This is a genomic window from Acinetobacter sp. BSP-28 (assembly GCF_044130285.1).
Classification (GTDB): domain Bacteria; phylum Pseudomonadota; class Gammaproteobacteria; order Pseudomonadales; family Moraxellaceae; genus Acinetobacter.
On sequence record NZ_JBIQOB010000014.1, the window covers coordinates 43830 to 59492 of the forward strand.

Genomic DNA, 15663 nt, shown 5'->3' on the forward strand with positions numbered 1-15663 from the left:
TAAAATTCCAACACGGACACCGATATGATTGGCGCATTGATGCTAGACATCGCTGGCACAGAACTTACTCAAGAAGATATTGAACTATTACGAGCACCGCAAGTAGGCGGCATGATTTTATTTTCACGAAATATAGAATCACCGCAACAAGTTCGAGCCTTAACCGATCATATGCGTCGTGTCAGACCTGATATTTTAATTGCTGTGGATCAGGAAGGTGGTCGCGTACAGCGTTTGAAACAGGGCTTTACCTTACTTCCAGCCATGGGCCGTTTAGGTGAACTTTATCTCACTGAACCTGAAAAAGCTGTTGATCTGGCTAAGCAATGCGGCTGGCTAATGGCCACCGAAGTACTTGCTGTAGGTATTGATTTCAGTTTTGCACCGGTACTGGATTTGAATGATGTCAGTGATGTGATTGGCGATCGCGGATTTGCCAAAAATATTGATGATATTGTTCCTCTTGCCAGTGCTTTCATAAAGGGTATGAAACGTGCGGGCATGGCCAATACCGGTAAACACTTCCCGGGTCACGGTTCTGTTAAAGCAGACTCACATGTAGCCGCACCGGTAGATTCGCGTTCTTATGAAGAAATTTATCAAAAGGATATGCAAACTTTTATCCAGCTCATGCCGCAACTGGATGCCTTGATGCCTGCGCATGTGATTTATGACCAGGTCGATCCGAATCCTGCCGGTTTTTCGCCTTACTGGATTCAAAAGATTTTGCGTCAGCAACTCAACTTTGACGGCGTACTGTTCTCCGATGATTTAACCATGCAGGCCGCTTGTGTTGCCGGTGGCGCGGATGCGCGTATTCAGGCTGCACTCAAAGCCGGATGTGATATGGGCTTGGTCTGCAATGACCGCTCTGCAGCTTGTGTTGCTTTAACAGGTATTGAAAATTTACCTTTACCGAATCAGGAACGCTTGCAACGCATGCGAGGGAAAATTCCGGAAATTAGCATCGGAGAAACTCTGGACTTAGGCGCTGAATGGCAAAAAGTTCGCGATACTATCGAAAACTTTAAAAAATCATTGAATTAATACGATAAAAGGAACACGACAAGGTGTTCCTTTTTCTTTATGATAAACAAAAATAAGCTGGGTTTAGCATGTAAGAAACTCAACAGATAAACAGCAACACATTAAAAACTAAAAAAACATACAGGGTCAGGATGACATGACACAACAACTTTCAGAACATCGACATATTTCATTTACCGCCCATTACACCGGGTACATCTGGTACACCATGGGAATTTCTCATCCCGTTTTTGCGACATCTAAAGGAAAAATGCTCGCCAAACTGGTTCATCCTTTAGAAAGTTGGGCGGAAAAATTTGTTGGCGGCAGTATGCGTACCACCTTGAAACAACGTCACCGCATGATTGATCAGCATCTAATCCAACTGATTGAACAACACCCGGATTTACAGGTACTTGAAATTGCCAGCGGGCTTTCTCCGCGTGGCTGGAATTTCCGACAGGAGTTTCCAAATATTGATTATCGTGAACTCGACTTACCCGATATGGCAAAAGTCAAAACCCAAGCGCTAAAACAAATTGATGCCAATAGTCCGGAAGTTTTATCCGTGGATTTATTCACTGCTGATTTCGAACAGGCCTTTCACGTCTTTGATCCAAACCGCCCCCTGGTGGTGATTAGTGAAGGCTTGATCAACTACTTTAACAAAGACATGTTATTACAATTGCTTCAAGCCATTAGTCATTACGGTGAAAATTTCAAAGAACTGCATTACCTCACCGATATTTATCCAGAACCGGTCAAAAATAAACTGGCCAATTTTATTTGGGCCAGCAGTAAATTACTGAAATGGATGTCCAAGAGCGCATTTAGTTTCCATTTTATTAATCCTCAGCAGGCGCAAGATTTTGTCCAGCAAGCCGGTTTTGAACAGGTCAGTATTGTGCAACCGCAACACTATTTTCAAAATCCAACTGTACCCTTCACTTCTAACGAAGAACACTTGGGTGATCTGGTCTGGATGATTCATGCAAGCAAAAAAAACAGCGTTATATAACGCTGTTTTTATTTAGATATTGCCATCAATTAACTGACCGACTCTAAAACTGTCATCACTGCTTTTTGTCGCTGTACATAACGCAATAAACGTTCAGCCACATCAAAACTGCCATGCTTAAATAAAGCACGAACTCGTGTTGAATTAACTTCAAAAATCAAACATTCAATTTGAAATTGACCTTCTTCATCTTCCAGATGCAAGGCCAAATCACGTGGGTATTGTGCAGCTTTTTCTGCCATGCCTTGAGTAAACTCAAGTAAAACGCCAAAAAAGTTTAAATCAACAATATGGGTAGGTAACTGCAAATCTGAATGGCGATGCGTTAATACAGTCATCGGTTTTTGTACAGCAATACGTTCTTCACCACGGCGTTCCAAAGTCAGCAACTGGGCACGTGTCATCGGGATAATCCCTTCTACAGTCTGAATAGATTGCCCCTGCAAGAAGGTTGCAAACAGGCTCATGGTTTCTTTACGGCGCTGTAATTGCGGTACATGGTCGGCATTGGCAATCATTGCAAATTCCATATCTGGACATTGCAAAGCAAAATTGGCATTTTCATGCGGCAAGGTAAAACTGTCATATTGCCCACATGCAACCAGTACTTTACATTGCGGAATAGGGACATCGGTTAAACGCAATAAGCGGCTACAGTTGATTTCATAGCGGTCTTGCTCTGTTGCGGTAAATTCAGCCATCTGTTTAAAGAATAAACGTTTTGCTGTCGGTGACATTCGGGTTTGATCGATTTTGGCATGATTGACCAAATACAAAATCACTGCCTGACCAAATTCATCCATACGCTGTTCATTCATTAAATGCAAGGATTCTTCCAGTAACATACGCCAGCTTTTACGCGTTTTTTGCATCACGCCCATCAGAATCATGCGATCGACCAGTTCCGGACGTTGCACAGCAAAACTTGAAGCCACAACAGAACCGAGCGACATGCCCATCACTGAAACTTTAGATAAGTTTTCAATATCGACCCACTCACCCAACATTCGAGCCAAATCGGGCAATTCGAGTGTTCCTGCAGAAATGCCGGTATCGCGATTGGTAATTTGCTGATTGGCCCCCATGGAAGGCAGGTCAATTAAAATGATCGGGCCTGCACTGAGCAATTGCTCCACACAATATTTATAAGAATTAAAATTTTGAAAAGCGCCCCCAATAATAACAATTGGAGTGTTGTGGATGGTTTCTGGCTGAGCAATAGCCATATATTCAATTTTCCAGCCATCAATCCAGGTGGTACGTGCCGGTTCTTTAAAACTGTTCCTATGGTAAAGATCAAAAAAACCAGAATTTGAGTTTGATTCTTCTACTTCCGAGTCCATTTGGATCATGGAATTCATATCCCTTCCTCCATTCTTGCCTTATTGTTATTTTGCAAGAAAATAAATATAGAATTTCTGCGTCATGCTGCGTCCATTCTTCGCTGTAATTATCAGACTTCACTGTCTTTATCATTTCATAATATACAGAGGAGGTTAGCTCAAGCAACTGATTCCATGACCACTTATCTAAATTTACCTAGAAAAGGATTTCAAAATATTAACAGACCGAAAGTTTCAGGGACTTTTTTCTAAGCAGATGCTTCATTGTCGGGTTCCAGACTGTTACTATCGAAGATGTAATTTCTAAGTGATCAAACCGCTATGCAAGATTCGATTGAACAATATATGCAAACGGTAGGACAACAGGCACGCCAAGCTTCTCGCGTGTTAGCAAGCGCTTCTACCCAAACCAAAAACAATGCCTTATCTGCAATTTACACTGCATTACAAGACAGTGAAGCTGCAATTCTGGCTGCCAACCAAATCGATATGACCAATGGTCGTAACAATCATTTGGACAGTGCATTACTTGATCGCTTAGAACTTACCCCCAGCCGCTTTAAAGGCATGCTACATGGCCTAAAAGATGTAATGAGTCTGATTGACCCGATTGGCGAAATCACTGACCTGGCTTACCGTCCTTCAGGCATCCAGCTCGGGAAAATGCGGGTGCCTTTAGGTGTAGTCGGCATGATTTATGAATCGCGTCCAAACGTAACGCTGGAAGCTGCTTCACTTGCCTTGAAATCAGGCAATGCCATTATTTTGCGTGGTGGTTCGGAAGCGTTGCAATCCAATAAAGCCATTGCCGAAGCTATTCAACATGGTTTAAAAGCTTCAGGCTTACCTGAAACCTCGGTACAGGTGATTAATACTGCTGATCGTGCTGCAGTCGGCCATCTGATTACAATGTCTGAATATGTGGATGTGATTGTTCCACGTGGAGGCAAAGGACTGATTGAACGGATCAGCAATGAAGCACGTATTCCTGTGATTAAGCATCTGGATGGTAATTGCCATGTCTTTGTTGAAGCACAGGCCGATTTGCAAAAAGCCCTGCCAATTGCACTCAATGCCAAGACCCATCGTTACGGCGTATGTAATGCCATGGAAACCTTGCTGGTGGATGAGAAAATTGCAGAGGATTTCTTGCCAAGCATTGCTGAACTGTATGCAGAAAAACAGGTCGAACTGCGTGGCTGCCGTGAAACCCAGCGCATTCTCGGTTCAAGCGTAAAACCGGCCAGCGAAGAAGATTGGTACACTGAATATTTAGGTCCAATTCTGGCAGTTAAAGTGGTCAGTGGAATTGATGAAGCGATTGATCATATTAACAAATATGGCTCACACCATACCGATGCCATCATTACCGAAAACTTTAGCCTTGCGCGTCAGTTCCTGGCACGTGTCGACTCAAGTTCAGTAATGATCAATGCCTCTACCCGTTTTGCCGACGGTTTTGAATATGGTCTGGGTGCTGAAATCGGGATTTCCACCGACAAGATTCATGCGCGTGGTCCCGTCGGTCTGGAAGGCCTGACTTCGCAAAAATGGATAGTGTTTGGTGACGGTCAAATTCGCCAATAATTCCTCTATTTAAAGCATCCTTAAGTGTTCAGTTTCAACCATGAAGCTGAACACAGTCACTACACTATCCCGGTCTTAAATTTCGTAACATGATAAAAACAATGAGAAAGATAAAAGGGAAAATCGCATGTTTTATTATTTGATCATTTGCACCTTTTTACTGGCATTACTGGTGTCTTTTGCAGTAATGAAAATTTTTTCCAGTTCTATTAATGCCATTCTGGCCCGCATCATTAATGATCCGATTCATGAAGCATGGGCGAAATACACCAAATTCGCCGGTATGGTGGTCGGAACTTCTTCCGGCATTCGTATTTATGATATGGAAAAATACATCACGCCCCTGAGTTACACGGAAAATAACAAGAAAATTGTGATTGAACTCACTCAAGAACGCTGGGTACTGGAAATTTACCGGACAATTATTGAAACCTTGCAAGGTCTGGCCTGGATGATGCTGGTGTTTTTTATGGTGGCATTGATAGCTTACGTCATCGTACGCTGGTCAGAAATAAAGTATCAAAACTAAGCATAAAAACAACACTTATACTCTGCTTAACATTCATCACTTGTGTTAGGTTAAGAAATAAACCCCTAATAGACATCTGACGATTCAGTAGTATTTTATTAATAAATGAAATCTATCAGCTGATAAATTTTAATTATTATTGTTTTTCTGGTCGATAGTGCTTAAGTCTAATCTCCTAAAGTCTAGCTTGTGACAATAAAAAACCTAATGTACAACTATTAAACAGATCGAAAGATACATACTAAAATGAATATCGACGATCAAGGGTAATACAACAATTCAAGTACGAGAATTTTCAGTTAAGGAATACGTCATGCCTAAATCAGTATTAGTCATTAATTGCGGATCATCTTCAATTAAGTTTGCATTATTGCTTGAAGACCAAGCATTCCGCATCCAAGGTTTGGCTGAAAACTTAGGTACACCTGAAGCGCGTATTAAAGGTGTAACAGTAGGCAATGAACCTGTCGATATTCGTATCCCGAATGCTGATCATAAAGAAGCACTTGAAGTCGGTTTGGCGCGTCTAGCCAACTATAAGCCTGATGCCATCGGTCACCGTATTGTACACGGCGGCACGCTTACTAAAGCCGAATTACTGACTGACGACATTATTGAAAGAATTCGTGCAGCGACGCCACTTGCACCGCTACACAACCCTGCGCATTTAGTCGGTATTGAAGCTACTAAACGTCTTTTCCCGGACTTACCTCAGGTTGCCGTATTTGATACAGCATTCCATCAAACCATGCCGGAACACGCTTTCCGTTATGCATTGCCAAAATTTCTATATACTGAGCACAATGTGCGTCGTTACGGCTTCCACGGTACCAGCCATGCCTACGTGTCTGAACGTGGTTCTGAATTGGCTGGCAGCTTTAAACAAGGCGGCTGGTTGACGGCTCACTTAGGCAACGGTAGCTCGACTTGTGCCATCTGGAATGGTCAAAGTGTTGATACTTCAATGGGCTTAACCCCGCTTGAAGGCATTGTAATGGGCACCCGTAGTGGTGATGTCGATCCAAGTTTGCACAGCTTCCTGGCTGCTAACCTTGGCTGGGATGTTTATAAAATTGACAGAATGCTGAACAAAGAAAGTGGTTTGCTCGGTTTATCAGACAACCTTTCAAATGACATGCGTACCTTGATTGAAGCCTCAGGACAAGGCAATGAAGATGCCACGATTGCTATTGAAGTATTCTGCTACCGTCTTGCTAAATCTCTGGCTGCTTTAAGCTGTGGCTTGCCACGTCTGGATGGTTTGTTCTTTACTGGTGGTATTGGTGAAAACTCGGCGTATATCCGTGAAAAAACCATGGCTTACTTACCTCATTTCGGTTTCAACTTAAGCAAAGAACAAAATGATAATTTGAAACGCGGTACAGAAGGTCGTATTGATGCTGGCACAGGCCCTCAAATCTGGGTCATTCCAACCGATGAAGAAGGTCGTATTGCTAAAGAAACTGCGCACGTTGTACAAGGCGAGGTGAGTCAAGCAACGGTAAAAAAGTCTGAAGCGGATGTAACGGTGGCTTAAGTCACCGTACATTTTACACTGCCATCATTCATCCTTTTATTTAGAATCGAACTATGAAAACAATTTTACTCGTGCCAACTGGAGAAGGTGTAGGCTTAACTTCGGCTGGCCTAGGCTTAATCTATGCTTTGGAATGCCAAGGCATAAAAGCTGGTTTTCTGAAACCTTTTTCACAAGAATTACAGCCTGAAGCAGACCGTACTACCGCGCTTTATCGCCACCTGTTCAAGCATGAAACCGTTGAGCCTATTTCTTATGCGGCACTGACTGAACGTTTAAAAAATGATGAAAATGACGAACTGCTTGAAGATGCGGTACGTTTACACCGTGAAATTTCAAAACATCACGATGTCATTATTGTTGAAGGCGTATTGCCAAATGGACGCGATCCTTTTGCAATAGAGCTCAATGCCACTCTGGCTAAAGCACTCGATGCCAAAGTGATTATTGTCAGCAATGCCGACATTAACGATGCTGCAAAAACGGCAGCCAAAGTTGACAATCAATTACGTTTCTTTGGTGGAGCGACTTGTGAACGCACTGCGGGCGTATTGTTCATGCGTACCAAAGGCTTACCTGAAGGTTCTGCCCAAATTCCTGTAACACTCGATCCGAGCATCCGTTTAATTAGTGATACCAACCGGTTCGTTAGTGCGATTCAAGCAACCCATCCGCAAATTGGCAAAGACTGCATGCCAGTGATTGGTTTAGTCCCGTTCAGCAATACCTTGAGTGTGCCACGCATGTCTGACCTGGCTGCGCATATTTCAGCAGAATGGATTAACCAGGGTGAAGCTGCACAGCGTCGCGTGTTACACAGCAGCCTGATTGCCTCCAATATTGAACACGAAATGCATAAATTCGTGGCAGGTGAGCTGATCATCAGTGGTTCTGACCGTGTAGATGTCCTTCTTGCGAGTAGCTTAGCTAGCAGCAATGGAATTCCACTTGCAGGTTTGGTATTAACGGAACATCAGGTTCCTAATCAGCAAACTTTAGACTTCTGTCAAACCGCGATTAAAAATGGCCTGCCAATTTTGCACACTAAATTGAGCACTTTTGAAACAACTCAACAGTTGTTGAATCTCAGCAATGAAATTCCGGTAGACGATACTGAACGTGCCGAGCAAGTGACCCGTTTCGTGGCTAGCCACATCAATGCCGACTGGTTAACGCAGTTAATTAGCGGTGCACATAAACCACGTTTATCCCCTTCTGCATTCCGTCATGAACTGGTGCAAAAATCAATTGCGGCGAAAAAGCGTATTGTCCTTCCTGAAGGCGATGAACCACGCACCATTCAGGCTGCTGCAATCTGCCAGTCTCGCGGGATTGCCCACTGCATTCTGCTGGCAAAACCTGAAGCTGTGGTTGAAGTGGCAAAAGCACGTGGAATTGAGTTGCCTCATGACTTGGAAATTCTGGATCCAGACCTGATTCGCGAAAATTATGTCCAGAAAATGGTCGAGCTACGTAAAGGCAAACTCAACGAGTTGCAAGCGCGTGAGCAATTACAAGATACCGTTGTATTAGGTACCATGATGCTTGCTCTTGATCAGGTTGATGGGCTGGTTTCTGGTGCGGTACATACCACTGCCAATACGGTTCGTCCTGCATTCCAGTTAATTAAGACAGCGCCGGATTACTCACTGGTATCTTCTGTATTCTTTATGCTGTTGCCGGATGAAGTTTATGTCTACGGTGACTGTGCAATCAATCCAGACCCAGATGCAGAACAACTGGCAGAAATTGCAATTCAGTCTGCAGATTCGGCAAAAGCCTTTGGTATTGACCCACGCATTGCCATGATTTCTTATTCAACCGGTACTTCGGGTGCAGGCGCAGATGTAGAAAAAGTTGCAAAAGCGACTGAAATTGCCAAGCAACGCCGTCCAGACTTACTGATTGATGGTCCATTGCAATATGATGCAGCATCGGTTGAAAGCGTTGGTCGCTCTAAAGCACCGAACTCTGAAGTTGCGGGTCGTGCGAATGTGTTCATCTTCCCTGACTTGAATACAGGTAACACCACCTATAAAGCTGTACAACGTTCTGCCAATGTCGTTAGTGTTGGTCCAATGCTACAAGGCTTGAACAAACCTGTGAACGACCTGTCACGCGGTGCTTTGGTGGATGATATCGTATTCACGATTGCATTGACTGCGATTCAGGCTGAGCAACAAGCTGCTCAATAATTTTTAAATTCAAGTTTTCCAAACCATCTGATTGAAAAATCGGGTGGTTTTTTTATGTGGATTTCATATCACCCTATTGGGGAGGGAAATCACGTATATTTATGAATAAAAAATAGTTTTCTATTTAACGAGTATAAGTAAAAACTATATTTCTTTTTTCTAAATTCAGAATTATAAATTCCTAAAATTTTCATTGAGAAAACAAAATATAGAAAAACCATTTTATCCTTAGTGGTTATCACTCCCCCATTCCAAGACAAAATTTTATCCCCAATACATGCTTCAAAGGTTGGGTTATCACATTTAGGTATTTGGAATGATACAAAATTCAGTAAAGCATCAATTTTTACTCTAATATCATTTAACTGATCATCAGTAATTTTTTCTGAAGTATCATGAGCATACTTATTTTTTATATTATTAAATAACTTAAAAACAGCTGCTAAATCTTCTGATAAGCCTAATTTTTTATCAAATCTTATAAACCCAAAATCAAAAAATCTAAATTATTCGTAATTTTATTACACTAGATATTTAAAAACTCTTCTAAACAAAAGTGAATGCGTAGCACAGCACCTATTAGATCTTGCGTATTAGATGATTATTAATTTATCTACAATTAACATAATACAACTTAAACAAAATGTAATTAATTTGTCATATAAAATCATTAAGATAGAGTGTCGTAAAAAGCCCATTCCCCCTCGAATGGGCTTTTTACATTAATCCTTGTGCTCTACCCTTTATTTAATCAAAATCCCACTTTTTATTTAGAACTTATCATCAAAACTTTTTTGCCAGCCACACTGTATGCCCAGCACAGTCGGGATCTTCCAAAACCATTTTCACCACTTCAAAACCATGATCTGTTAATAATTGTCGATATTCATCCTGCGACAAACTGGCATGATACAGTGCATCACCAAACATATCCCCTATCACTTCTCCATGGCTTGGCCCACTGGTGAACATCAAAGCTGTACCTGTTTCAGCTAAGTTAGAAAACTGAGCAAACATCTTGCGCTGATCATCTTGAGTCAAATGAAAAAAACTGTCCCACGCTAAAATACCCTGAAACGTTTGTTCTACTTCTATCTGACGCATATCTGCCTCAATCCAACGCTGTGCAGGAAAATGGTGCTTTGCCATTTCAATCATGGCATCAGAACTGTCCACCCCGACTACAGAATGTCCCTGCTCAAGCAGATATGCCGCAACCGGCTTGCCCGAGCCACAGCCTAAATCCAGTATTTGAGCATGCTCAGGAATCAGTGAAAGGAAATGATTAAGCCACGCTTTTTCATACAGAAACTGACCGCGTAATTCGATCCATGCATATGCATGTTTTTTATAGATTTTAATAATATTTTTCGCAAACTCAGATTGATTTTTCATGAGCTGGCTCTTTTAAAGCTGAACGTTAACAGTATAAGTAGATTTGAAGATTTAGAATGTTTTTATTTGGATAAAATTTAAAGCAAAAACGATAAACCCTATGTCCGATCCTCTTGCTGACCGTAAAACATTATCATGGTATGAGATAAAGAAAAATCAACGGCAGGCAGGATTGAAGTCAGCATATATTTAACAGATTAAATTTGATGCGCTCATTATGTGAAAATTTTATGATAACCTTTTCATATTTAACCCTGCTTAAAACAGCAAAAATAAATTATATTTTTCAAAAATTTAAAATATTTTAATCCATGCTTTAAATGTCATATTTACCCGGAATGTTGATTACCCTTTGTCATATTTATGACAGAAATTCCCATAAAAATGACCGCTCACTTGAGCTGAAATTTACCATTAAACTTTCGGCCAAAAAGCAATCAAAATGCCCACAAAACTTGCTTTTTATCTTATAATTTAGCCCGCTAGCTAACAGCCCGCTCAAGAGATATTTGATATGACAACTATTATCAAGCAAGATGACTTGATCACATCGGTAAAAGATGCGCTTCAGTTCATTTCTTACTATCATCCACAAGACTTCATCCAGGCGATGAGCCGTGCTTATGATCGTGAAGAGAACAAAGCCGCAAAAGATGCTATTGCACAAATCTTAATTAACTCTCGTATGTGTGCAGAAGGCCATCGTCCTATCTGTCAAGATACCGGGATTGTTAACGTATTTCTTGAAGTTGGTTTAGACGTTAAATTTGATTTAACCATGAGCCTGGACGATGCAATCAATGAAGGTGTACGTCAAGGTTATCTTGAAAATTCCAACATTCTTCGCGCATCAGTTTTAGCAGATCCTGCATTTGGCCGTAAAAATACCAAAGACAACACGCCTGCTGTGATCCACTACAAACTCGTACCGGGTAACAAAGTCGACATTACTGTTGCTGCTAAGGGTGGTGGTTCAGAAAACAAATCTAAACTTGCCATGTTAAATCCATCTGACTCAATCGTGGATTGGGTACTTAAAACTGTTCCAACGATGGGTGCAGGCTGGTGTCCTCCTGGTATGCTCGGTATCGGTATTGGTGGTACTGCTGAAAAAGCCATGATGCTTGCAAAAGAAGCATTGATGGAAGAAATCAACATGGACGAATTACTTCGCCGTGGTCCACAAAGCAAAATGGAAGAGCTCCGTATCGAGATCTTCGAAAAAGTAAATGCTTTAGGTATTGGTGCTCAAGGTCTTGGCGGTTTAACTACTGTTCTTGATATCAAAATCAAAGATTACCCATGTCACGCTGCGGGCAAACCAGTTGGTATGATTCCGAACTGTGCTGCAACTCGTCACGCACATTTCCAATTAGATGGTTCAGGTGTTGCTCACATTCAAGCACCTCGCCTTGAAGACTACCCTGCTGTAACTTGGGATTCATCAACTTCTAAACGTGTTGACCTAGACAACATCACACAAGAAGAAATGAACTCTTGGCAACCAGGTGATACGCTTCTTCTTAACGGTACAATCTATACAGGTCGTGACGCTGCTCACAAACGTATGGTTGATATGTTGAACAAAGGTGAAGAACTCCCTGTAGACCTTAAAGGTAAATTCATTTACTACGTTGGCCCAGTTGATCCTGTAGGTGATGAAGTTGTTGGTCCTGCTGGTCCTACAACAGCTACACGTATGGACAAATTCACTCGCCAAGTGCTTGAAGCAACTGGCTTGTACGGCATGATTGGTAAAGCTGATCGTGGTCCTGCTGCTGTTGAAGCGATTAAAGACAACAAAGCAACTTACTTGATGGCTGTCGGTGGTGCTGCTTACTTAGTATCAAAAGCAATTCGCGAAGCTGAAGTTGTTGCCTTTGCTGACTTGGGTATGGAAGCAATCTACAAATTTGTCGTTAAAGACATGCCTGTTTCTGTAGCTGTAGATGTGAACGGTACTTCAATTCACGCGACTGCTCCAAAAATCTGGCAAGCAAAAATTGGTAAAATTCCAGTAGTTGACGCTGCTGCGAACTAATCATTCCAAGCTAAAAAAAGCACCCATTAGGGTGCTTTTTTATTTTAAGATGAATAACTTGTTTGCTCTAAACTACTTATTAAAGTCTATTTCACACATCCAGTATTCTTTCTTTACCAGGTTAAAGGATTCCACAATTTAAACGGTTTGGTCAGCTGTACATCTTCTGCCGGATCATATTTTGCAGGTTTCAGTTTTTGCGCTTTCTTACGTACCTTCCCGCTATTTTGATCTAGTGCAACAAAGTTATAACTTTCTGACTTGAGTTGAGTATAGGCAATTTCATTTAAACCAGTTTTTTCCGGCATCAAGATTAAAGGCCCAGAAATTTCACGACGGGTGGTTAAATTTTCTTCATCATATTTAATAAAATAAGATTGCCCCGCCTGTACATTAAAATCCAGATATTTGGGCTTTTGGAAATGTTGTACACCTACAGGGCGGCTGGTTGATATGCGATACGTTCCTGCCGGCAATTCAACCCAGTAATAATGATTGTTTAATAAACTTGGAATACGTTCACTATTGATAAACAAGCTGGAAGCCACAATTTCCTGACGGTTCCACTTACTGTCAGGACGGTATAAATACACAATGGCCGCCTGATCATTTTGAGCTTGAACTGGCTGAAAGCGCTGGCCTATTTTTTGATTGACCCAAGCACCAATGGTAAACATACCGAAACGGTACTGTTCCAGCAATCCCGGTTCATGTTCAGTATCTACAGGTTTTAAGGTTGCTGTCGCTTGAGTGTGTTCCATAGCAGATTTGCCATGACATCCCAATAAAATAAAGCTTGCACAGACTGCAATACAGACTCCACGCATGATTTTCCCTCACCGCGTATTTTTTATTTTTGTACTAAACTAAATTAAGCACTTCATTGTTCGCTATATATTGATTTTATTTAGGCATCCACGCCTAGTCATTGAGATTAACATTGCGTTTTATTTTTTGAAATAAAAAACGTGCGAAAATACAAGTTTTCCGCACGTTTCTGACGAATAGCGAATTAAGCAGATTTAGAATTTACAACTTTCAAATCTACTTTAGCAGCATTTTCAGTCTCTGATTTAGGCTGGCGTTCTGCTTTTAACACTGGTTTTGCTTCACCAGAAATCACCGCATCATTCACAATCACAGTCCCGATATCGGTACTGCTTGGTAAATCATACATAGTTTCAAGTAACGCATTTTCCAGGATTGAACGCAAACCACGTGCACCGGTATTACGTTCCAAAGCTTTCTTCGCAACGGCACGCAGTGCTGAATCTTCAAACACCAGATCCACATTTTCCATATCAAATAAATATTGATATTGACGGGTTAAGGCATTCTTCGGTTCAGTCAGAATCTGCATCAATGCTTCTTCATCCAGCTCATCCAAAGTCGCAATGACTGGCAGACGACCAATAAATTCTGGAATCAGACCAAATTTCACCAGGTCAGTTGCTTCAACTTGACGGAACAAATCAGATAATTTTCGGGTTTCGTCTTTGTTCTTCACTTCTGCAGTGAAACCGATCCCGCCTTTTTCCTGACGCTGCTGCACGATTTTCTCTAGACCAGAGAATGCACCGCCACAGATAAACAGGATATTCGAGGTATCAATCTGAATAAACTCTTGCTGCGGATGCTTACGACCACCTTGCGGAGGAATGGAAGCAACCGTACCTTCGATCATTTTTAACAGCGCCTGCTGAACACCTTCACCGGATACATCACGGGTAATAGACGGGTTTTCAGATTTACGGGTAATCTTGTCGATCTCGTCGATATAGATAATCCCTTTTTGCGCTTTTTCTACATCATAATCGGCTTTTTGCAGCAGCTTCTGTACGATGTTTTCCACATCTTCACCGACATAACCTGCTTCAGTAAGCGTAGTTGCATCTGCCATGGCAAATGGAACATCAAGCAAACGCGCTAAAGTCTGTGCAAGTAAGGTTTTACCTGAACCTGTTGGCCCAACCAAAAGAATATTACTTTTTGCCAGTTCAACAGCATTATCAGGTTTATGCCCTGAATGAGTGACTTTGAGGCGCTTGTAATGATTATAGACCGCAACTGAAAGCGTTTTCTTGGCCACATCCTGACCAATCACATATTGATCAAGTGCAGCACGAATTTCGTGTGGCTTTGGCAAAGGCTTACTTGCCCAATCGCCAGATTCAACTTGCTGGCTGGTTTGGACTAAATCTAAGCATACGTCCACGCACTCATTACAGATGTAAGCGTCCTCACCTGCAATCAGTTTCCCGACTTCAGACTGCGTTTTACCGCAAAATGAACAATGCTTTTGTCCTTGAGGATGGTCGGACATATTCACTCCAATATAAAAATCTGAAAATTATGGACGTTTGCTTAACACTTCATCCACGAGACCGTATTCTTTAGCAGCCTGTGCTGTCATAAAGTTGTCACGGTCTGTATCTCTGGCAACAGTTTCATAGTCTTGACCACTATGCTCTGCCATTAAACGGTTTAAACGTTCTTTAATGAATAGAATTTCACGCGCATGAATTTCAATATCCGATGCCTGACCACGGAAACCACCGAGTGGCTGGTGAATCATCACACGTGCATTTTCCAAGCAATAACGTTTACCCTTAGCCCCTGCATTGAGCAGGAATGCACCCATAGAGGCTGCTTGTCCCATACAATAAGTCACGACATCAGGTTTAATGAATTGCATAGTATCGTAAATCGCCATACCTGCAGTCACTGAACCACCTGGTGAATTAATATAGAGGTGTATATCTTTATCTGGGTTCTCTGCTTCTAAAAACAACATTTGCGCAACAATTAAATTTGCCATGTTGTCTTCAACTTCACCGGTTAAAAAGATGACGCGTTCACGCAAAAGACGTGAAAAAATATCGAAAGAACGCTCACCACGAGAAGACTGTTCTACTACCACTGGCACTAAAGCGTTATCAATTGTTGGAACATACATACGTTATTTATTCCTAAATTTTTGTTACTCAACTCA

The 15663-nt window shown here is 41.7% G+C and carries 12 protein-coding genes; 7 read left to right on the top strand and 5 right to left on the bottom strand.

Going from position 1 to position 15663, the window contains the following annotated elements; genetic code table 11:
* The first annotated feature begins 24 nt into the window (after nucleotides 1-24).
* Nucleotides 25-1047: a beta-N-acetylhexosaminidase gene (nagZ, locus tag ACE01R_RS11425; RefSeq protein WP_395551315.1), complete on the top strand. Its 1023-nt coding sequence runs from the start codon at nucleotides 25-27 to the stop codon at nucleotides 1045-1047.
* A 136-nt stretch (nucleotides 1048-1183) separates the two neighbouring features.
* Nucleotides 1184-2044 carry a class I SAM-dependent methyltransferase gene (locus ACE01R_RS11430; RefSeq protein ID WP_395551316.1) on the top strand — a complete coding sequence of 287 codons (861 nt, stop codon included), beginning with the start codon at nucleotides 1184-1186 and terminating at the stop codon, nucleotides 2042-2044.
* A 29-nt stretch (nucleotides 2045-2073) separates the two neighbouring features.
* Here the strand turns inward: ACE01R_RS11430 and ACE01R_RS11435 are convergent, their stop codons facing one another.
* Nucleotides 2074-3405: an alpha/beta fold hydrolase gene (locus ACE01R_RS11435; protein ID WP_395551317.1), complete on the bottom strand. Its 1332-nt coding sequence runs from the start codon at nucleotides 3403-3405 to the stop codon at nucleotides 2074-2076.
* A 303-nt stretch (nucleotides 3406-3708) separates the two neighbouring features.
* Here ACE01R_RS11435 and ACE01R_RS11440 point away from each other — a divergent pair, with 303 nt between their 5' ends.
* The 4 genes from ACE01R_RS11440 to pta all read left to right on the top strand — a co-directional run bounded on the left by ACE01R_RS11440 (nucleotide 3709) and on the right by pta (nucleotide 9235).
* Nucleotides 3709-4974: a glutamate-5-semialdehyde dehydrogenase gene (locus ACE01R_RS11440; RefSeq protein WP_395551318.1), complete on the top strand. Its 1266-nt coding sequence runs from the start codon at nucleotides 3709-3711 to the stop codon at nucleotides 4972-4974.
* A gap of 127 nt (nucleotides 4975-5101) precedes the next feature.
* Nucleotides 5102-5503 carry a hypothetical protein gene (locus tag ACE01R_RS11445; protein ID WP_395551319.1) on the top strand — a complete coding sequence of 134 codons (402 nt, stop codon included), beginning with the start codon at nucleotides 5102-5104 and terminating at the stop codon, nucleotides 5501-5503.
* A 313-nt stretch (nucleotides 5504-5816) separates the two neighbouring features.
* On the top strand, nucleotides 5817-7040 hold the full coding sequence (locus ACE01R_RS11450) for an acetate/propionate family kinase (protein ID WP_395551320.1): 1224 nt from the start codon (nucleotides 5817-5819) through the stop codon (nucleotides 7038-7040).
* A gap of 53 nt (nucleotides 7041-7093) precedes the next feature.
* On the top strand, nucleotides 7094-9235 hold the full coding sequence (pta, locus tag ACE01R_RS11455; RefSeq protein ID WP_395551321.1) for a phosphate acetyltransferase: 2142 nt from the start codon (nucleotides 7094-7096) through the stop codon (nucleotides 9233-9235).
* A gap of 783 nt (nucleotides 9236-10018) precedes the next feature.
* Here pta and ACE01R_RS11460 read toward each other — a convergent pair.
* Complete coding sequence (locus tag ACE01R_RS11460; RefSeq protein WP_395551322.1) at nucleotides 10019-10630, bottom strand: class I SAM-dependent methyltransferase; 612 nt, start codon at nucleotides 10628-10630, stop codon at nucleotides 10019-10021.
* 514 nt (nucleotides 10631-11144) lie between these two features.
* On the opposite strand from ACE01R_RS11460, the gene ACE01R_RS11465 reads away from it, so the two are divergent.
* A complete protein-coding gene (locus tag ACE01R_RS11465) occupies nucleotides 11145-12671 on the top strand; it encodes a fumarate hydratase (RefSeq protein ID WP_395551323.1) in 1527 nt (508 codons plus the stop codon).
* Between the two features lie 113 nt (nucleotides 12672-12784).
* Here the strand turns inward: ACE01R_RS11465 and ACE01R_RS11470 are convergent, their stop codons facing one another.
* The 3 genes from ACE01R_RS11470 to clpP form a co-directional block, all read right to left on the bottom strand.
* Nucleotides 12785-13498 (bottom strand): DUF2846 domain-containing protein, encoded by a 714-nt coding sequence (locus tag ACE01R_RS11470; RefSeq protein WP_395551324.1) that lies wholly within the window; start codon nucleotides 13496-13498, stop codon nucleotides 12785-12787.
* Nucleotides 13499-13683: 185 nt separating this feature from the next.
* Entirely contained in the window at nucleotides 13684-14994 is a 1311-nt protein-coding gene (clpX, locus tag ACE01R_RS11475) for an ATP-dependent protease ATP-binding subunit ClpX (RefSeq protein ID WP_395551325.1), read from the bottom strand.
* Nucleotides 14995-15021: 27 nt separating this feature from the next.
* Nucleotides 15022-15627, bottom strand: a complete 606-nt coding sequence (clpP, locus tag ACE01R_RS11480) for an ATP-dependent Clp endopeptidase proteolytic subunit ClpP (RefSeq protein ID WP_086198326.1) — start codon at nucleotides 15625-15627, stop codon at nucleotides 15022-15024.
* Nucleotides 15628-15663 lie beyond the last annotated feature (36 nt).